Origin of the sequence: Pseudoalteromonas sp. M58, from assembly GCF_042604605.1 — a bacterium.
In the GTDB taxonomy this organism is placed as follows: domain Bacteria; phylum Pseudomonadota; class Gammaproteobacteria; order Enterobacterales; family Alteromonadaceae; genus Pseudoalteromonas; species Pseudoalteromonas tetraodonis.
Map to the genome: position 1 here is coordinate 1,920,082 of NZ_CP152390.1, position 19,406 is coordinate 1,939,487.

Annotated in this window: 16 protein-coding genes; 7 read left to right on the top strand and 9 right to left on the bottom strand. The window is 40.6% G+C overall.

The window, feature by feature from the left end; all coding sequences use genetic code 11:
* Nucleotides 1-106: 106 nt before the first annotated feature.
* Complete coding sequence (locus AAGD16_RS08830) at nt 107-1,561, top strand: serine hydrolase (protein ID WP_024602954.1); 1,455 nt, start codon at nt 107-109, stop codon at nt 1,559-1,561.
* 27 nt (nt 1,562-1,588) lie between these two features.
* On the opposite strand, the gene AAGD16_RS08835 is transcribed toward AAGD16_RS08830, so the two are convergent.
* Nucleotides 1,589-2,524 carry a LysR family transcriptional regulator gene (locus tag AAGD16_RS08835; RefSeq protein WP_024602953.1) on the bottom strand — a complete coding sequence of 312 codons (936 nt, stop codon included), beginning with the start codon at nt 2,522-2,524 and terminating at the stop codon, nt 1,589-1,591.
* Nucleotides 2,525-2,651: 127 nt separating this feature from the next.
* Between AAGD16_RS08835 and AAGD16_RS08840 the strand changes: the two genes are divergently transcribed.
* Complete coding sequence (locus tag AAGD16_RS08840) at nt 2,652-3,308, top strand: nitroreductase family protein (RefSeq protein ID WP_008109298.1); 657 nt, start codon at nt 2,652-2,654, stop codon at nt 3,306-3,308.
* 44 nt (nt 3,309-3,352) lie between these two features.
* Here the strand turns inward: AAGD16_RS08840 and AAGD16_RS08845 are convergent, their stop codons facing one another.
* The 5 genes from AAGD16_RS08845 to dapB all read right to left on the bottom strand — a co-directional run bounded on the left by AAGD16_RS08845 (nt 3,353) and on the right by dapB (nt 10,639).
* Nucleotides 3,353-4,411, bottom strand: a complete 1,059-nt coding sequence (locus tag AAGD16_RS08845) for a S66 peptidase family protein (RefSeq protein WP_368484895.1) — start codon at nt 4,409-4,411, stop codon at nt 3,353-3,355.
* A gap of 170 nt (nt 4,412-4,581) precedes the next feature.
* A complete protein-coding gene (gene greA, locus AAGD16_RS08850; RefSeq protein ID WP_010388635.1) occupies nt 4,582-5,058 on the bottom strand; it encodes a transcription elongation factor GreA in 477 nt (158 codons plus the stop codon).
* Nucleotides 5,059-5,108: 50 nt separating this feature from the next.
* Nucleotides 5,109-8,327, bottom strand: a complete 3,219-nt coding sequence (carB, locus tag AAGD16_RS08855; RefSeq protein WP_016900400.1) for a carbamoyl-phosphate synthase large subunit — start codon at nt 8,325-8,327, stop codon at nt 5,109-5,111.
* A 16-nt stretch (nt 8,328-8,343) separates the two neighbouring features.
* Nucleotides 8,344-9,480 carry a glutamine-hydrolyzing carbamoyl-phosphate synthase small subunit gene (gene carA, locus AAGD16_RS08860; RefSeq protein ID WP_377111297.1) on the bottom strand — a complete coding sequence of 379 codons (1,137 nt, stop codon included), beginning with the start codon at nt 9,478-9,480 and terminating at the stop codon, nt 8,344-8,346.
* A 361-nt stretch (nt 9,481-9,841) separates the two neighbouring features.
* Nucleotides 9,842-10,639, bottom strand: coding sequence for a 4-hydroxy-tetrahydrodipicolinate reductase (gene dapB, locus AAGD16_RS08865; RefSeq protein ID WP_008463955.1), 798 nt, complete (start codon nt 10,637-10,639; stop codon nt 9,842-9,844).
* Nucleotides 10,640-11,210: 571 nt separating this feature from the next.
* Here dapB and AAGD16_RS08870 point away from each other — a divergent pair.
* Together AAGD16_RS08870 and AAGD16_RS08875 are read left to right on the top strand one after the other, a co-directional pair.
* The gene (locus tag AAGD16_RS08870; RefSeq protein WP_013465160.1) at nt 11,211-12,524 is read left to right on the top strand and encodes a Na+/H+ antiporter NhaC family protein; all 1,314 of its coding nucleotides are present in this window, start codon (nt 11,211-11,213) and stop codon (nt 12,522-12,524) included.
* 118 nt (nt 12,525-12,642) lie between these two features.
* Nucleotides 12,643-13,431, top strand: a complete 789-nt coding sequence (locus AAGD16_RS08875; RefSeq protein WP_024602952.1) for a nucleoside-binding outer membrane protein — start codon at nt 12,643-12,645, stop codon at nt 13,429-13,431.
* Between the two features lie 66 nt (nt 13,432-13,497).
* Here the strand turns inward: AAGD16_RS08875 and AAGD16_RS08880 are convergent, their stop codons facing one another.
* A complete protein-coding gene (locus AAGD16_RS08880; protein ID WP_033103610.1) occupies nt 13,498-14,295 on the bottom strand; it encodes a M48 family metallopeptidase in 798 nt (265 codons plus the stop codon).
* Between the two features lie 170 nt (nt 14,296-14,465).
* On the opposite strand from AAGD16_RS08880, the gene AAGD16_RS08885 reads away from it, so the two are divergent.
* Nucleotides 14,466-15,665, top strand: a complete 1,200-nt coding sequence (locus AAGD16_RS08885; protein WP_013465163.1) for a Bcr/CflA family efflux MFS transporter — start codon at nt 14,466-14,468, stop codon at nt 15,663-15,665.
* Between the two features lie 27 nt (nt 15,666-15,692).
* On the opposite strand, the gene grpE is transcribed toward AAGD16_RS08885, so the two are convergent.
* Both grpE and AAGD16_RS08895 read right to left on the bottom strand, forming a co-directional pair.
* Entirely contained in the window at nt 15,693-16,304 is a 612-nt protein-coding gene (gene grpE / locus AAGD16_RS08890) for a nucleotide exchange factor GrpE (protein WP_013465165.1), read from the bottom strand.
* Nucleotides 16,305-16,362: 58 nt separating this feature from the next.
* Nucleotides 16,363-17,328, bottom strand: coding sequence for an HrcA family transcriptional regulator (locus tag AAGD16_RS08895; protein WP_377111301.1), 966 nt, complete (start codon nt 17,326-17,328; stop codon nt 16,363-16,365).
* Between the two features lie 339 nt (nt 17,329-17,667).
* On the opposite strand from AAGD16_RS08895, the gene nadK reads away from it, so the two are divergent.
* Nucleotides 17,668-18,552, top strand: coding sequence for an NAD(+) kinase (nadK, locus tag AAGD16_RS08900; RefSeq protein WP_024602951.1), 885 nt, complete (start codon nt 17,668-17,670; stop codon nt 18,550-18,552).
* Nucleotides 18,553-18,831: 279 nt separating this feature from the next.
* Nucleotides 18,832-19,389, top strand: coding sequence for a hypothetical protein (locus tag AAGD16_RS08905; RefSeq protein ID WP_013465168.1), 558 nt, complete (start codon nt 18,832-18,834; stop codon nt 19,387-19,389).
* Nucleotides 19,390-19,406 lie beyond the last annotated feature (17 nt).

The following is a 19,406-nucleotide window of genomic DNA, read 5'->3' on the forward strand; positions in this document are numbered from 1 at the left end:
AAAAAAACAAGCTGAACACAAAATTGCAACACGAAATAAGTTTACTTTTCATACTAACCACGCTAAAAATTCATTTTAAAACAAACAATAATAATTAAGGAAAATTATGAGTCACAAGACTAGAGTTTGGCTAACTCAATTATTAGCTATGAGTGTACTTTTTATATCTACAATAAGCTTAGCCGCTAATAAAGCCACAGAAATTGATTCTTTCATACAAGGCTTTCATGAGTTAAAACAATTTAATGGTAACGTGTTAGTTGCCAAACACGGCGAAGTTATTTTTGAAAAAAGCTATGGTTACGCAAACTTTGAATGGGATATTAAAAACACATCACAGACCAAGTTTCGAATAGGCTCTATTACAAAGCAATTTACAGCCCTACTCATTCTACAATTGGTTCAACAAAACAAAATACAGCTCGATGCCCCTTTAAGCACTTACCTACCCGGCTATCGTAAAGATATTGGCGATAAAATTACCATTCGCCAAATCCTTAACCATACTTCAGGCCTAAGTAATTATACTCATGCAAAAGCATTTAGAGATGATTACAGCCGCAACCCTTACAGCGTTGATGAGTTTATAACGCTGTTATGTAGTGATGATTTATTATTTGAGCCCGGTACACAATTTCGCTACAGCAATTCAGGCTACTTTATTTTAGGTGCCGTGATTGAAAAGGTCACTCAACAAACATACCAAGACGTACTGCAGCAGAACATTTTTACCCCGCTGAATATGCACAACAGCGGTTATGACTCTCATGAAAAGCTGCTCAAGCAACGTGCATCTGGTTATAACAATAACTTAGACGGTTACACTAATGCCGATTATCTAGATATGTCTATTCCCTATGCCGCGGGGTCTCTCTATTCAACCGCCCGCGATCTCGTAAAATGGGACCAAGCACTTTATACAAATAAGCTAATAAATGAAGAGCTAAAAAAGCAAATGTATACCGTATCGCAGCAGCGTAATTACGCATTTGGCTGGGAAGTTAATCAATTAAGTGCTTATAAATATGGCAAACCACTAACACAAGTACAACATGGTGGAGGTATAGATGGATTTAATGCATTTATTAGTCGTATATTGGAAGATCAGCTACTTATCGTGATTTTAAATAACACTGGCGGAGCTCCGCTCACGCCTATGACGAAAGGCTTAACCAATATTGTTTATGGTAAATCTTACGAGGTAGCAACCGAAAATGTTGATAGCATGCTGTTTCAGGCAATAAAAAGTGGTGGCATTAGTGAGTTAAATAAGAAATACGCAGAATTGGTCTCTAGTGGCGATACTCCTCGCGAGCGCTCAATTAATTATTTTGGCTATGAACTACTCGAAATGAAGATGATAAAAGAAGCCATTGCTGTATTTAAACTCAATGTGCAAACAAATCCAGACTCTGCGAATGCCCACGACAGTTTAGCGGAAGCATATTTAGCTGATGGTAACATTGCAAAGTCACTTGAGTTTTATCAACAAACTTTAGAGCTCGACCCTACGAGTGAAAATGCATCCCAGGCAATTAAAACACTCAGCAGCAAACTTTAAATCAACATGCACTTGGCTGGAAAAACATCATTCAAGTGCACTTTTTGCTAAAACACCTTTATCAACTAACTGTTGTAACAAACGAGTAGCTTTTTCTCTGCACACATCTCTTAGCAATCTCACTGCTGGCGTAATGGATTGGCGGCTTGGGCATATTAACCAAAGTTCGCCACAGGTGTGTTGATAACCAGGCATCAGCGTGATCACGCGATCATTTAGCAAATCATCTGCAATATCTAACGCTGATTTAACCGCTAAACCTTTACCTGCCACACACCAGCGCCTTACTAAATCGCCATCGTTTGAGGCACGTCTGCCCTGCATTTTTACTTTGTATTTTTTTTGGCCATCGGTAAACTCCCATACATTATTGATAATATCTTGCAGCTGATAAAATAACCCTTGATGCTGCGCTAAATCATCAGGGTGCTCTGGCTCACCATATTTAGCTAAATAGGTAGGTGTAGCACAGAGTAGTCGCGGTACGTTGCAAATTTTAAATCCATAAACACTGCTATCACTTGGGGAGCCATAACGCAGTGCAATATCAACCGAATCACGAAAAAAATCGATATTGCTATCGCTAATGTGCGTACGCAAGCTCACACTTGGGTACCTATCCATAATGTCATCAATCCAGGGGATCACTAGATTGCGCCCTAAATCAGATGAAGTAGCCACCCGCAATTCTCCCTCAATAGCATCATGTTCTCCTTTGAGGTTTTGCCTTGCCGTTTCAAGTACAGCCAGCGCTTGTTCGCATTGGGGTATGTACCGCTCCCCTGCACTGGATAAACGCAAATGGCGAGTTGTTCTAATAAATAATTCGCAGCCAAGGGCTGATTCTACGCGCTTAATAGCCGCACTGGCGGTTGCTGTGCGCATATCTAACTTAGCAGCAGCTAAAGTAATACTTCGACACTCTGCTACTTTTAAAATCAGTTTTAAGTCATCAATCTGCATATTATCTATTTTTATTTGATAATGATTCAATAATTATGCTGTTTATTTTAAATAAAGCAAATTGTATTATGTTGCTCATACACTCAGTGAACACTGTTTATTAGCCCTTTTTTATTATGGAGAGACTATGACTCACCCTATTATTCGCGACCTTGAAAGCCGCCATACTGCTAAACGTTACGACGCGACAAAGCGCATTTCTCAAGACGATTTAACGGTATTGTATGATGCTATGCGTCTTTCTCCTTCGTCAATTAATTCGCAGCCTTGGAAATTTGTAGTGATTGAATCAGACGCTGCAAAAGAGCGTATGCACACTACCTTTGCTAATAAGTTTCAATTTAATCAGCCACACATTAAAGCGGCGTCGCACATTATTTTATTTGCTCATAATCCGCAATATACTCGTGAAGATTACGGACACGTAATTGATGCCGATATAAAGAATGGCCGAACTCAAAAAGAAAACCGCGAGCAAGCTTTTGGCGCCTTTGCGTTTGTTGATTTAAATACCGATGAGCAAGGTAATAATGCCGCGTGGACCAAAGCACAAACCTACATTGCTTTAGGCAATACTATGCATGCAGCAGCACGCTTAGGGATTGATACCACGCCTATGGAAGGCGTTGATGCACAGCTGATTGGTGAAGAGTTTGCAAGCGAATTAGACGGCTACATCTGTGATGTGGCACTTGCGCTGGGTTACCATGATGCAGAAGAAGACTATAACGCTAAGTTGCCAAAGTCACGTTTAAGCAAAGAACAAGTAATTCAGGTTTTATAAGTTAAAGCTGCTCGCTTTAAATTGTTAGTGAGCAGCTTACTTTATTAGGCTAGTTTTGTAACCACAGATGCATTGGTCACTTTGCCTTGATCAACATCTGCGGTAACAGTGCACAAAGCTCCATTGATTAAATTTAAATTAGGAGGGATGTGACCAATATCGGCATCAATGATCACCGGAAATAAACACCCGCCAAAAGCGGTATTTAAGCCTTGGCGATAATCAAACCCCGGATCTTGCCCCTGTAAGGTTACATGGCGGCCAATAATCACCCCGTTTATATCATCAAACATACCGGCTAATTTGAGTGACAATAAAAACCGTGCAACCGTCGCAGGCGTAAGCTCTGCGCTTTCTAAATAAAGCACAATACCTTGCGAGGCATTATGCTTTTTAAACTCATGTAGTGCTAAAAAAGGCGAATCAAGCAACAGCCCTACCGTATCAAGACATCCACCAAACAATCGCCCTGACATTTCGATACTGCGTTTATCGGTGTAATTTAAACATTGCCACTGGGTTGGCGCGCTGTGATCAAATAATACGTTTGGGTTTTGTGCATAATCAGGCTTGCTATGTTGATGGTAAGTCGAGGGGGCTTGCTCAAACTCACTATTAGCCTCATAGCTTAGACTTTCAAAAATTTGTAAACAATACGGATCTTTTTCATCGGGGTGTAACTGAATTAAATTGGCGCTATGCAGTGTTGCCCAATTACATTTTGCTGTCAGTGCACAGGCAATCGTGCTGACATCTGAATAACCCACCAACCATTTAGGTTTGGCATTTTTAATTGCGCCAAAATCAAGTAACGGCAATATTTCCATTGCCAGCTCTCCGCCCATTGGCGGCATAATCGCATCTATTTTATCATCTAATAAAAAGTCCATTAATTGCTTGGCATGCTGCTTAGCAGTAAGTTGAGTTCGCGGCTCGTTTTGACGTAAAAACTCCCCCTCAACAACCTCATAACCTCGATGTTTTAAGCCATTAATGACGATGTCTAACCGTGGGTGATATTTTGATTTGATCCCCGCTGATAAAGAACACACGGCGATTTTAGATCCCACTTTTAAAGGTGCTGGATACAGTATATTTGCCATATTATTTCCTTATTGAAGAATAGGTTACTACCATAACAACATAGCCTACATTTACAAACAATGAATAATAATTGACCTGTATCTAAACCAAATATAAAAACCAAACATAAAAAAACCAGTGCTTATTGCTAAACACTGGTTTTTATAAAACGTTAAAGTGAGTTAACTAATTAAATATACTCAACCTCAATGATTTCGTACTCTACATCACCTTTTGGCGTTTTGATAATCACAGCGTCATCCGCTTGTTTACCAATTAAGCCGCGAGCAATTGGTGAATTAACAGAGATTAAATTACTTTTAATATCTGCTTCATCATCGCCAACAATCTGATATTTAACTTCAGCGTCGGTTTCAACATTAACGATGGTTACTGTAGTACCAAAAATCACTTTACCTGTATTAGGCATCTTTGTTACGTCAATCATCTGCATGTTTGAAAGTTTTGCTTCAATTTCTTGAATACGGCCTTCACAAAAACCCTGTTGCTCACGCGCAGCGTGATACTCAGCATTTTCTTTTAAGTCACCGTGTTCACGTGCATCAGCAATATCAGATACAATTTTTGGACGGGTAACAGTTTTTAATTCGTTAAGTTCATCGCGCAATAATTTTGCGCCACGAACTGTCATTGGAATTGATTGCATACTTTTCTCACTTAATCCCAAGGCCGTGGTTACGGCCTTGGCACATTTCCTTAGTTCAATCGCAGGTGTAGTTCTTGAACAGACGTCACTTTACTGCGGTCATCTGCTTGGTTAGCAGTACAGTTAGCAAATGCCGCATTCAATGTCGTAGTATAATTGGTTTTGTGCTGCAATGCACCACGACGTAACACCTTCGAATCTTCAATCGCTTGGCGACCTTCGGTGGTATTAACGATATAGCTATACTCGCCATTTTTGATTCTATCAAGAATGTGCGGACGACCTTCATATACTTTATTTACACGGCGAACCGTAATTCCAGCATCTTCAAGTGCAGCAGCTGTTCCACCTGTTGCATCTAGCTCAAAACCAAGGTCTGTCATGGTTTTAGCTAGTTCTACAATACGTGGCTTATCGCTATTACGTACAGATAGTAACGCGCGACCACCACGTGGTAAAGTGTTGCTTGCACCTAATTGTGCTTTTGCGAACGCTTCGGCGAAAGTATCACCAACACCCATTACTTCACCCGTAGAGCGCATTTCTGGGCCACGGATAGGATCCACACCTTGGAACTTAGCAAATGGCAATACCACTTCTTTTACGCTGTAGTACGGTGGAATCACTTCTTTAGTAATGCCTTGGCTTGCTAAAGATTGACCTGCCATACAACGTGCCGCAACTTTTGCAAGTGCTACACCCGTTGCTTTAGATACAAATGGAACTGTACGTGCTGCACGTGGGTTTACTTCGATTAAATACACTTTGCCATCTTTAACCGCAAACTGTGTATTCATCAAACCAACTACACCAAGCTCAAGGGCCATATCAGTTACTTGCTTACGCATTACATCTTGTACTTCTTGCGTTAGCGAGTGAGCTGGTAATGAACACGCTGAGTCACCAGAGTGAACGCCCGCTTGTTCAATATGCTCCATGATGCCGCCGATGATGACTTGCTCGCCATCACAGATAGCATCAACGTCAACTTCGATTGCGTTATCTAAGAAACGGTCAAGTAACACGGGTGCTTCGTTTGATGCAGATACGGCCTCGGTCATGTAACGACGTAAGTCTTGCTCATCGTATACAATTTCCATCGCACGACCACCTAATACGTACGAAGGACGTACTACCAGTGGGAAACCAATTTCAACTGATTTTAAAATAGCTTCTTCAGTTGAGGTTACGGTGGCATTTTCTGGCTGCAGTAAATCCAAACGCTCAACAAGTTGTTGGAAGCGTTCACGGTCTTCTGCACGGTCAATCGCATCTGGCGAAGTACCAATTACTGGCACGCCGTTCGCTTCAAGCTCACGCGCAAGTTTAAGTGGCGTTTGACCACCGTACTGTACGATAACGCCTTTTGGCTTTTCAACACGTACAATTTCAAGCACGTCTTCAAGGGTAATTGGTTCGAAGTATAAACGGTCTGACGTATCGTAATCGGTAGATACCGTTTCAGGGTTACAGTTAACCATAATAGTTTCGTAACCGTCTTCACGAAGCGCAAGCGCAGCATGAACACAACAGTAGTCAAATTCAATACCTTGGCCGATACGGTTAGGACCACCACCAATCACCATGATTTTATCACGGTCAGATGCGTTCGCTTCACACTCTTCATCGTAAGATGAGTACATGTAAGCTGTATCTGAGCTAAATTCGGCAGCGCACGTATCAACGCGTTTGTACACAGGCACAATATTGAGTTGATGACGCTTTTTACGGATTTCAGCTTCTGACACACCGGCAATTTCTGCAATACGCGGATCTGCAAACCCTTTGCGTTTAAGTTTACGCAAGAAGTCTGCATTTAAGCCGGCCATACCGACTTCTGAAATTTTAGCTTCGTCTTTTAAGATATCTTCAATTTGTACTAAGTACCAAGGGTCAATCTTAGTTAATTCAAATACATCTTCAACGCTCATACCATGGCGCATTGCATCGGCAATGTACCAAATACGCTCTGCACCTGGCTCACGTAATTCACGAATGATTTTTTCTTTTGCTTTAGGGTCATCAAGTGCCACAATTGGATTAAAGCCTGTTGCGCCTACTTCTAAACCACGTAATGCTTTTTGTAATGACTCTTGTTGGTTACGACCAATCGCCATTACTTCGCCCACTGATTTCATTTGCGTCGTTAAACGGTCGTTTGCACCGGCAAATTTTTCAAAGTTAAAGCGAGGAATTTTTGTTACAACGTAATCGATTGAAGGTTCAAACGACGCTGGGGTTTTACCGCCAGTGATATCGTTTTGAAGCTCATCTAACGTGTAGCCTACCGCTAACTTAGCGGCGATTTTAGCAATAGGGAAACCGGTTGCTTTAGAGGCCAATGCAGATGAACGTGATACACGTGGGTTCATTTCAATGATAACCATACGGCCATCAACGGGGTTTACACCAAATTGTACGTTTGAACCGCCGGTTTCAACACCAATTTCACGCAATACGGCCATAGAGGCATTACGCATGATTTGGTATTCTTTGTCGGTTAATGTTTGTGCTGGAGCCACAGTGATTGAGTCACCTGTGTGCACACCCATTGGGTCAAAGTTTTCAATAGAACAGACGATAATACAGTTGTCTTTTTTGTCACGAACAACTTCCATTTCGTATTCTTTCCAACCAATTAACGACTCATCTATTAATAACTCGCTGGTTGGTGAAAGGTCTAAACCGCGCTCACAGATTTCTTCAAACTCTTCCATGTTGTAAGCCACACCGCCGCCGGTGCCGCCCATTGTGAAAGAAGGACGAATAATACACGGTAAGCCGATACGGGTCATGGTATCGCGCGCTTCATCCATTGAATGGGCAATTTCAGCACGTGGACATTCAAGGCCGATGTTACGCATAGCAACATCAAAGCGTTCACGGTTTTCTGCTTTATCGATTGCATCGGCTGTTGCGCCAATAAGCTCAACGCCATGCTTAGCCAATACACCATGCTTGTCTAAATCAAGCGCACAGTTTAATGCTGTTTGGCCACCCATTGTAGGCAGGACAGCATCTGGCTTTTCTTTTTCAATGATTTTTTCTACCACTTCCCAGTGAATTGGTTCGATGTATGTTGCATCGGCCATTTCTGGGTCAGTCATGATAGTTGCTGGGTTTGAGTTAACGAGTATAACTCGATAGCCTTCTTCTCTAAGTGCTTTACACGCTTGAGCACCAGAGTAGTCAAATTCACAAGCTTGACCAATTACAATTGGGCCTGCGCCTAAGATAAGAATGCTTTTTATGTCGGTACGTTTTGGCATTATTACTCCGGTTAAATTAGTGGTTACGCGCTTGCATCAAATCGATGAAGTGGTCAAATAATGGGGCTGCATCGTGCGGACCAGGACTCGCTTCAGGGTGACCTTGGAAGCTAAATGCTGGTTTATCCGTACGGTGAATACCTTGCAATGTGCCGTCAAATAACGATTTATGCGTTGCACGTAGGTTATCTGGTAATGTGGCTTCATCTGCAGCAAAACCATGGTTTTGTGCGGTGATCATTACGACATCGCGCTCAAGATCTTTAACTGGGTGGTTACCACCATGGTGGCCAAACTTCATTTTTACTGTTTTAGCACCTGAGGCAAGCGCTAATAGTTGATGCCCTAAACAAATACCAAAAATTGGCGTATCGGTTTCTAAAAAGGTTTTAATTGCATCAATGGCATAAGTACATGGCTCAGGATCGCCAGGGCCATTTGATAAGAAAATACCATCAGGGTTTAATGCTAGTACGTCAGCGGCAGAGGTTTGTGCGGGTACAACCGTTAGTTTACAACCACGATCTACAAACATACGTAAAATATTACGTTTAACACCGAAGTCGTAGGCAACAACGTGAAACTTTTCATCGTCAGCGTGTAAGGTTTTAAACCCTTCGCCTAATGTCCAGCTTGATTCGCGCCACTCAAAATTTTCCTTGGTTGAGACAACTTTTGCTAAATCCATGCCTTTTAAGCCTGGGAAGGCTTGCGCAGCTTCAAGCGCTTTTTTCTCGTCTAGTTCGTCACCGGCAACGATACAGCCATTTTGTGCGCCTTTATCACGCAAAATACGGGTTAGTTTTCTGGTGTCGATGTCCGCAATACCTAAAATATTACGTTCTTTTAAGTAATCATCTAACGATTGCTCGTTACGAAAATTACTCGCTAGCAGTGGCAAATCACGGATCACTAGGCCTTTAGCCCAAATGTGACTCGCTTCTTCGTCTTCGCTGTTGGTACCCGTATTACCGATATGTGGGTACGTCAAAGTTACGATTTGTTCCGCGTACGATGGATCAGTCAAAATTTCTTGATAACCAGTCATAGACGTATTGAATACTACTTCACCGACTGACATGCCGTCAGCGCCGATTGCAGTACCGCGAAACACTGTGCCGTCTTCTAGGACTAACAGAGCGGATTTAGTCAAGTTAAACCTCCTAACAGTAAAAACGGGAGTAAGCAAATTGCTTAACACCCCGCCAATACTCAGATAATTGGTCAAAACCTGATTTCTGTGAGCTTAAATTGTTTTACGCAGTCTTAAATGATGCCGATGTAAACCACTAAACCTTCATTCATTTTTCTTGCCTAAAACTCTTTTCATTCCCACACAAACCCCGGTTTTGCTAACCATATGAGTATAATTGGAAACACGCATTTAGTAATTTTTGGCAAATTGGCTGCATTCTACATGAAGTTGGCTTTTAGGTCTAACGCTAATTAGTAAATTGTAATAAATAAGTGGTTATAGCAAAAAAGCACCTCAAAGCGTTAAAAAAGGAACTTAACTACTTTAAATCTAGCACATCTTGCATGTCATAAAGTCCTGCAGGTTTATTTTTCAACCACTGCGCAGCTCTTATAGCACCTAGCGCGAAGGTCATTCGCGAACTTGCTTTATGGGTTAATTCAAGTCTTTCGCCCATTGTAGCGAAGTAGGCCGTGTGTTCACCTACTATATCACCCCCTCTTAGCACCGAATAACCAATTTCATTTTGTGATTTGGCCTGCTCTATATTGTTGCGATCATAAACGGCAACCTCATCATGATCCCACCCTTTTGCCTGAGCAATCGACTCGCCAATGGCAAGTGCAGTGCCCGATGGCGCATCAATTTTATGACGATGATGTGCTTCAAAAATTTCTATATCTAAATCATCGCCTAGTTTTGTTGCTGCCGTTTGCACTAAGTTAAGCAGTAAATTTACGCCCACGCTATAATTACGCGCAAATACAATCGGAATATGTTTAGCGGCATCCGTTAATAGCGCCATATCGTCATGAGTTAAGCCGGTGGTGCCAATTACCATAGGTGTTTTTTGCTCAACGGCTGTTTTTAAATGATTTCTCATGCCTTCAGGCAAAGTAAAGTCTATAAGCACATCTACATTTTCAACCTGCTGTTCACTGCTAAACTTAATCTCTTTTGCCGCTGCGCTATTAAGCTGATTAACGGGCAGGTCTAATAACGGTGACTGACTGCGCACATAGGCCGCCGCTAATTGTGAATTTTTATTGATTGTTGCTGCTTCTACAAGTGCCAGTCCCATACGGCCATTCGCACCAAACACACCTACTCGATTCATCTTTTTACAACCTATGTATTTTTTAGTTAGCTAGATTTTATCTAAAACTCATGTAATAGTCAGGAAAGCTTATAAAAAAGCTTCGATTATTTTAGGGTCTGTTGACCTTTGCGGATTAAAATTTGTTCAAACTAGGAGCGGTTTAATCGTGGCGCGAGGTTTGTAACCTAGTGGGCTAAGTAAAAACCGAGCAACAAATAGTAAATCGCCCCTAGGCAGAACCCTTCGGGCAGCGCCTGTTTGGCATTGATGCTGCGTTACCGCCTATTTATGGGGAACAACCACACCACATAGGCTCTGCCTTGCCTAAATACCAAACAGACTGCTGCAAATTTAACCTTGAAAGATCAACAGACCCTCATAATAATAACAGATAGTCTTTGCATTTAGCCATCTATACATTTAAACTTCTTTTTTTGCGCCGATTTGGTCTTTGGCTTGCGGGCGCTGTTGGATTACTTATCTGGTTAGATAGTAAAAAAAACAACTAAATTCAGCTAAAAGAGGGATGCTTTGGCTGTTTAATATATCAATCGACTTCGATTGCTATGAATAATTAACGAGGATTATGATGCAGCCATCATTTGATAAAAATAAAGCAAGATTTTCTTTGCTTCCCCTACTCACCTTTGTTGCTATTTTTTTAGGCTCAGGCTTATATTTACAATCTCAAGGGGTTGATTACGCGTTTTATCAACTCCCAGCACCAGTCGCTATTTTACCCGCGATTGTTTTAGCCTTTATTTTAAATAAAACCAGCATCAACCAAAGTGTAGAAACCTTTATAAAGGGCGTAGGTAATAACAATATTATTACCATGTGTCTTATTTACTTACTAGCGGGTGCTTTTTCGGCGGTTGCTGGTGCTACCGGCGGTGTGGATGCGGTTGTTAATGCCGGACTTTCACTTATTCCTCCTTCGTTACTACTACCTGGTTTGTTTTTAATAGCGGCGGTTATTTCTACTGCTATGGGCACATCAATGGGAACGATTGGTGCTATTGGCCCAATTGCCTATGCAGTATCTATTAAAACAGGAATTGATCCTGCTTTAATGGCCGGTACCATTGTATCTGGTGCTATGTTTGGTGATAACTTATCAATAATTTCTGACACCACGATTGCTGCTACCCGCACGCAAGGCTGTGAAATGAAAGATAAGTTTAAAGAAAACCTTAAAATTGCTGTTCCGGCCGCCATACTCACTATTGCATTGCTATTATTTTTAACGCCTGCAGCACAAGTAGTTGATACCAAAGACTACGATATTTTATTAGTACTTCCGTATGCCTTTATTTTAGTCCTGGCGGTAATGGGCTTTAATGTGTTTGTCGTGCTGTTAAGCGGTATTGTGTTTGCCGCATTAATGGGCTTTACCGGCAGCTATGAAGGTGCAAGCTTTGTAAAAGATATTTACAAAGGCTTTAGTGAAATGCAGGAAATATTTTTACTGTCTATGTTTATTGGTGGCCTCTCTGAGTTTATTCGTATTAATGGCGGCCTCGACTACATCGCTCAAAAGATTCAAGCTATTACTAAAGTCATTGCCAAATGGCACCGTAAAGTAGCCGATCAGTTAGGGATCGCGGCATTAGTTGTCACCAGTAATATGTGTATTGCCAATAATACCGTGTCTATTATTGTGACAGGCCCTATTGCTAAAAAACTGGCTGATGATGGCGAAATTAGTGGTAAACGTTCTGCCAGTTTATTAGATATTTTTGCCTGTGTAACCCAAGGGTCTTTGCCTTATGGCGCGCAAGCATTATTACTCGGTGCTACATTTAAAATTAGCCCGTGGGATGTTTCAACCTCATCTTACTACTGCTTTATTTTAGCCTTTACTGCTATTGCTGTTATTTGTTTGCGCCGCAATAAAGCATAATCTCCCTTTTTACAGTGTATTAGCTGCGTGCTAATGCACTGTTTATCACAATAAATAATTAACAAATTAACCGTGTTTGCTATAATGTGATATTCAGCGTGTCACATAAAATATGGTTATGAAAATTAAAAACTTACTTCCTCTCGTTGCACTAAGTGCGTGTGCCTTAAGTTCAACAGCTACCGCTGCTAATTGGAGCAATACGGCGCTTCATATTAATAACGGCAACCACAAAAACCCATTTACTGAACAAAAATCTAATACCACGGTGTACTCAATTGAGCATGCTTCTGGGCATGATTATGGCGATAACTTTTTCTTTATTGATTACAGTACCGACAGCAACGATGATGGCTTTCAAGATCAAGACTTTTACTTTGAAGGTTACTCTACCCTTAGTTTATCTGCGGTAATGGACGAAAAAGTAGCATCAGGGGCGCTTGTTGATGTTGGCCTAACCATGGGTATTAATGCTGCAGGCGATGCCAAAGTAGTTAAATATTTACCAGGCGTAAAATTAAGCTGGGATGTGCCTGGTTTTAATTTCTTTTCAACCCTTATCAGTGCATACATTGATGATAGCGAAGGCGTTGCAAAAGGCGGTGCACCCATTGAAACTAACAGCTGGATGTTTGATGTAGCCTTTGATTACCCGTTCATGATTGGCTCGCAAAAGTTTAACGTAAAAGGCCATGCAGAGTACATTGCTGAACGAAAAGATGAGTTTGGTAACGATGTGCGTGCTTGGTTTTTAGCCCAACCTATTATTGTATGGGATATGGGACATGCGCTAGAAATGAAAGAAAATACCTTACTGTTAGGTATGGAATGGCAATACTGGCACAATAAATTTGGTACTGATGTTAGTGAATCAGTACCGCAAGTTCATTTAGAGTGGACTTTCTAATATATAATTGAATGTTTTAATTATAAAAAATAAAACCTGTCATTAGACAGGTTTTTTTATGGCTGATCACAACTTACACTGCGGATTTTTACCTTGTGCTTTAGCTGTTTTTTGCTCGCTAAGCGCTTTACTCATTTGCGATTGTAAATTTGCAATACGGCTCGTTGGTGCTGGGTGAGTTGATAAAAACTCTGGCGTAGCTCCACTGCCCGCTTGGCTCATATTTTGCCAAAGTGTTACAGACTCTTTGGGATTAAACCCTGCTTGCGCCATAAGATCTAAACCAATTGTATCTGCCTCTGACTCATGTGAGCGACTAAAGGGTAAAACCACACCATATTGAGCGCCTAAACCAAGGCCTTGCATAATTTCATTACGGTATTGCACGTTACCCATTTCAAGCGCCGCATTGCCCAGCTGCATACCCGTTTGTAAAATAGAACTTTGTGAGACCCGTTCATTTGAATGCTCAGCAATCACGTGTCCAACTTCATGGCCTAAAACAGTGGCAACCTGATCTTGATTTGTGGCTATTTTTAAGAGCCCCGTATGTACACCAATATAACCGCCAGGCAATGCAAAGGCGTTTGCAGATTCATCTTCAAATACCACCACTTCCCAATTTTGAGATGCATATTCTGTAGGTAGCACGGCCACTACTTTTTCAGCAATGCAATTGACGTAACTGTTTACTTTTGGATCTTTATTTACCGGCTGCGTTTTTTTCATCTCTGCAAAACTGGCAGTGCCCATTTGAGTCATTTGCTGATCTGAGTAAAGCGCAATTTGCGTGCGCCCAGTTGGTGATGTTTTACAACCTGCTAATACTGCACTGGCTAGAACTACCAAAACCAATTTTTTCATTGTGTTACCCTAAAAAAGTTTGTTACTAAGTATAGAATACCAAACGCGGTGTTAGTTTAAAATCTTTGCTTTTTGCAATTAAACAATTAAGTTAGCAGGCAAACTAAGTTTATCCAAGGCTATTGCCCTGCTATAATGCTGGGCCTATATTCGTTGTTTTGAGTTTTTAAATGAGTGCTTCGGCTTCTTCTTTTAACACCCGCATTTTATTGCCTTTATTAGCCAGTATTGTCGCGATCACGCCTTTAGCCATTGATATGTATTTACCGGCGATGCTGGTGATTGCCAATGATCTCAATACCAGCATGCCAAATGTTCAAATATCGTTGAGCATATACTTAGCGGGTTATGCATTGGGCATGTTATTTTTTGGTCCTATAGCGGATCAAATTGGCAGGCGTAAACTGGCACGGATAGGTCTCAGTTTATTTGGCTTAAGTTCACTGGCGTTAGCATTTACCACTGAAGTGCATACTTTTTGGCTGTTAAGAGCTGTACAGGCATTTACAGGCGCGGCCGCTACGGTTGTCGTCCCTGGGATCATTAGGCACATATATCAAAAAAATACTGCTAAAGGTATGTCTTACGTGTCTATGATTATGATGATAGCGCCTTTACTTGCCCCCTCTATCGGCTCGGTTATTTTAGGCTTTTCGGTATGGTCGACTATTTTTATTGTTTTAGCGACCTATAGCTTTGTTATTTTACTCTTTGTGCAACGTTATTTAATCGATATTCCAATATTTAAAAATGAGCGAAAAGGATTAGCATTATTCTTCTCAAGTTATAAAGTGGTATTAAGTAATACGCACGCCCGCGCCGATATTTTAAGCTCGATGTTTGTGTCGTTTGGCTTTTTTTGCTTTTTAACGTCCGTCCCTTATATTTACCTCGACCTATTTAAAGTATCAGAACAATTGTTTGGCCTGTTATTCGCTTTTAATGTAATGGCGTTGATGTTTGGTAATTTTTTAAATACTCGCGTAGTCCCACGTATTGGCTCACGCAAAATGCTTTATTATGGCTTAATGTGTGGCTTTATCTCTGGCGCAGCATTACTTAGCTTTAGCGTATTAAACTTGTCACTTTACTTTATTGTTGCGGCTATTGCTCCGTTGATGATGAGCCTAGGTATAATAGCAAGTAACGCAGATTCATTGATTTTGATGAAATTTGAGCAAAATACAGGGACTGCAACGGCGGTTATTGGCACCTTACGTTTTGGTAGTGGCGCATTAGTAGGCCCTATATTAGCGGTAATGCATGCACAAAGTGCAGTTCCATTTTCAAGTTTAATGTTCAGCGCAGTTGTACTCACTATCCTAGTGCAGTTAGTTCATTATTTTAAAGACAAAAAAAATGCCTCATAATGAGGCATTTTTTAATTGTACACTTAATTAAGCATCAGCTGCTTTAGATACCATAACCATTGCAGGACGTAATAAACGACCGTTTAATGTGTAACCTTTTTGCATTACTGCTAAAACAGTATTAGGCGTCACATCATTACTTGGCTGAATCGACATTGCTTGATGAAAATCTGGGTTAAACTGCTCACCTTGTGGGTTTACAATTTCAACGCCAAATTTAGCCACTGCATCGTTAAAGCTTTTTACTGTCATATCAATACCTTCTAACAAAGGCTTAAGCGTTTCATTTTCTTTATCAGAGAACTCAATAGCACGCTCTAAGTTATCTATAACAGGGAGTAATTCATTAGCAAATTTTTCAAGTGCAAATTTGTGTGCTTTCTCAACATCTTGTGCAGCACGACGACGCATATTGTCAACGTCAGCAGCAGCGCGAACGACGCTATCTTTTTGATCTGCAATAGTTTGTTTTGCCGCTTCTAACTCAGCATATAACATTGCAATTTCTGCTTCAGGGCTTTGCTCTTGCTCGGCGTGTTGTTCTGCTGCTTCTACTGCAGCCTCAACGTCGGCTTCCATTTGCGCCACTTCTTCATTCAATTCTACTTCTTGCTCTGGGTTTTGTGTCTGCTCAGACATAAAATATACGCTCCAATTCTTTACAACTGCGGTAATTATGGGGATTGAATAAAAAGATTCAAGAGCCCGATGGCTCTAATAATTTAAATTCTTGGATTATTTTCTCTAATTGCGCTGATTTCGGACAAATAACACAAAAACGACTTTGATATTCCTGATTTTGAAAGTACGGCACAGTGATCACAATGAGATCATCACAGGTGCTAAAAGGTAAGTTTTCAGCACTGAGAATAGAGACCCCATTTTTAAATGCGAGCTTATCTTCCACAAAATTTAAAAATGAAACACCAATATTAAGACTTTGCTCACAATCTATTTTTTTATAAAGGTAGTTTTCGCCCACCACAATACTGTTATCTGAGCCTAATTTTTGGCTTAACTCACGCGTCCATTGAGTTAAAGAGTCATGACAATTACGCGGTGCCGTATTTGCCATTGCCTGCATTCTGTATAGCCCTTCAATGAGCGTTTGCTGGCTAAATACAGTGTTAAGCCAAGTGGCAAACTCGTAGCGTTGGCCGTCACTAGGATCATCAGGCTTGTTAATGCAAATATTATGGCTTTGCCCTGCTCTGTCTAAAAGTAAGACAAGCCAGTTATTAGCGTCAAAGTCTAGCACTTCTACTCTAAATACCTGTTGAGTTCTAACTTGAGGTAGCCCCACACAACAGCATACTTGGTAACGTTGACTCAAGCCATGTGCCAATTCGACTAGCTCAGCCTGTTCAGGCTGCCAATAATTAGCAATAGCACCCAAAGTAAAAAACTCATCAAACCAATACTCAAAGCCATCATTGGTAGGGACTCGTCCTGCAGATGTATGTGGTGAATACAATAAGCCTATTTTTTCAAGGCGTGCCATCGCGTTGCGAACAGTGGCAGAACACACCGCCATACCTTTTTGTTTTGCAATTTTTGTTGAAGGCACAGGTAAGCCATCACCATTACAGTACAGGCTCATAACAGCGGCAAAAATTTGCTGGTCTCGAGGATTTAGTTTCATGTTATCTACATCTTTACGCATGACTGTTATATCGGGGCTAGGTATTATTATTTCAAGTATAAGAAATTTAATAAATCTAAATTTTACAGTGTATTAATTAAATCAATTAGTCACTATTAAGCTCTGTTATTTTTGCGGATTAAAATTTGTTCAAACTAGGGGCGATTTAATCGCGATACGAGGTTTATAACCTAGTGGCCTAAGTGAAAACCGAATAACAAAAAGTTAATCGCCTCTAGTCAAAACCCTTCAGTCAGTGTCTGTTTCGCATTGAAAGGACAACAGACCCTAAGATCTGTGTTTTCAAACACTTCTGTTTTAGGTTACTCTACCAATACCGAAACTTTCAGTGTATTTATTATGGACTCTCCCTTTAACACTATTGGCTTGATTGGTAAGCCAAATCATCCTAATGCAGCCGCTACGTTACAACGATTACATACGTTTTTATTAGCTTTAGGCTTTGAGGTGATTGTTGAAAAACGCACGGGAGGTCAACTTAGTGATGTACCTGAGGACAAGCTCGTAAAACTCGTTGATTTGGGAGCGCGCGCCGATTTAGCCATTGTGGTTGGTGGTGATGGCAATATGCTTGGCGCTGCAAGAGTACTCGCTCGTTTTGATATTGCGGTAATCGGTGTAAACAGAGGCAATTTAGGCTTTTTAACCGATTTAAATCCAGAAGGATTTGAAGGCAGTTTAGAACAAGTACTCAGTGGCGATTACATTGAAGAAAAACGTTTTTTATTAGAAGTAGAAGTGTACCGTCATAACGAACTTAAAAGCGCTAATTCGGCAGTAAACGAAGCGGTGCTTCATGCTGATAAAGTAGCACACATGATTGAGTTTGAAGCATTTATTAACGATGATTTTGTATTCTCACAACGCTCTGATGGGTTAATTGTATCGACTCCAACAGGTTCAACAGCCTACTCTTTATCGGGCGGCGGCCCTATTTTAACCCCAGAACTCAACGCCATGTCATTGGTTCCTATGTTCCCGCATACTTTATCAAGCCGCCCTTTAGTGGTAGATGCCGATAACGAAGTACGTTTAAAGCTTAGTTTAGAAAATACCGATAGCTTACAGGTAAGTTGCGACAGCCATGTTGTACTTGCCGTATTACCCGGTGATGAGGTCGTTATTCGCAAAGCAGATAGAAAATTACGATTAATTCACCCAAAAAATTACTCTTATTATAATGTGCTTCGTAAGAAGTTAAACTGGGGTAGCCGTTTATACTAAAAACGGTTGAGCTTTTAGGACTGAGAGTTGTTTAATTGAGGGGCGATGTAATCGCAGCAAGAGATAGTTAATCGAGAGGGCAAAGTAAAAAGCGATTAAAACTACTGCGCATGCTCATATCCCTTGCCTCTAAACAGGTAGGTAAGGCTGAGTCTCTTTGAGTGCGCATGTTTGTTTCACCCCAATAGATAAACAATCTCTCAGTTATTGCCAAACATGCAACTTTAGAGCAAAATATCGGGCTAGATTATTAATCATCACCATCAGGAAATTGTAGCAATGACTTATGTAGTATTTCTTGCTTTATTATTGTTAATTACTTTACTTGGCAGTTACTTACTCATTGAAAGTAATCGTAAAAAGACTATTGAAGCAAAGAAAAAGCTGTTTAACGAGCGCGTTGCAAGTACTCAATCACGTTTAAAAATAAAACTTAACGAGTTACTTGATGCAAAAGTCATTAGTGCTAAACACCTTCCTCGAATTCAAGCCGTTGTCAGTAATTTTTTTGTGGTACAGCCACACACTGATGAAAATTTAAACAAGCTAGAGTCGCTATGCGATTTACTTATTAATATACTTAACGAAGAACTAATAAAAACCTATAAAAATAATAACAGCCAAGCTTTTTCCGATACCACTCAATATTTCATAGCAGAGTTACCAGCTCAAGGTATTTTATATAATAAAAACTTTTATCAAGAAGTCCTTCCTACGCTAATTTTAAAGTTAAAAACTGAAGACATAGCGCAACCAGTTGATAGTATTGACCTTAACGATGAAAACCTCCCTATTGATGAAGAAAAAAAAACATTAATTGAGTCCAGCCTTGCTTAAAATATAGAAATTTAATT

Coding starts and splice junctions, on each gene's coding strand:
- AAGD16_RS08830 (WP_024602954.1), top strand. CDS start 107: ATGAGTCACAAGACTAGAGTTTGGCTAACTCAATTATTAGCTATGAGT.
- AAGD16_RS08835 (WP_024602953.1), bottom strand. CDS start 2,524: ATGCAGATTGATGACTTAAAACTGATTTTAAAAGTAGCAGAGTGTCGA.
- AAGD16_RS08840 (WP_008109298.1), top strand. CDS start 2,652: ATGACTCACCCTATTATTCGCGACCTTGAAAGCCGCCATACTGCTAAA.
- AAGD16_RS08845 (WP_368484895.1), bottom strand. CDS start 4,411: ATGGCAAATATACTGTATCCAGCACCTTTAAAAGTGGGATCTAAAATC.
- greA (WP_010388635.1), bottom strand. CDS start 5,058: ATGCAATCAATTCCAATGACAGTTCGTGGCGCAAAATTATTGCGCGAT.
- carB (WP_016900400.1), bottom strand. CDS start 8,327: ATGCCAAAACGTACCGACATAAAAAGCATTCTTATCTTAGGCGCAGGC.
- dapB (WP_008463955.1), bottom strand. CDS start 10,639: ATGAATCGAGTAGGTGTGTTTGGTGCGAATGGCCGTATGGGACTGGCA.
- AAGD16_RS08870 (WP_013465160.1), top strand. CDS start 11,211: ATGCAGCCATCATTTGATAAAAATAAAGCAAGATTTTCTTTGCTTCCC.
- AAGD16_RS08875 (WP_024602952.1), top strand. CDS start 12,643: ATGAAAATTAAAAACTTACTTCCTCTCGTTGCACTAAGTGCGTGTGCC.
- AAGD16_RS08880 (WP_033103610.1), bottom strand. CDS start 14,295: ATGAAAAAATTGGTTTTGGTAGTTCTAGCCAGTGCAGTATTAGCAGGT.
- AAGD16_RS08885 (WP_013465163.1), top strand. CDS start 14,466: ATGAGTGCTTCGGCTTCTTCTTTTAACACCCGCATTTTATTGCCTTTA.
- grpE (WP_013465165.1), bottom strand. CDS start 16,304: ATGTCTGAGCAGACACAAAACCCAGAGCAAGAAGTAGAATTGAATGAA.
- AAGD16_RS08895 (WP_377111301.1), bottom strand. CDS start 17,328: ATGCGTAAAGATGTAGATAACATGAAACTAAATCCTCGAGACCAGCAA.
- nadK (WP_024602951.1), top strand. CDS start 17,668: ATGGACTCTCCCTTTAACACTATTGGCTTGATTGGTAAGCCAAATCAT.
- AAGD16_RS08905 (WP_013465168.1), top strand. CDS start 18,832: ATGACTTATGTAGTATTTCTTGCTTTATTATTGTTAATTACTTTACTT.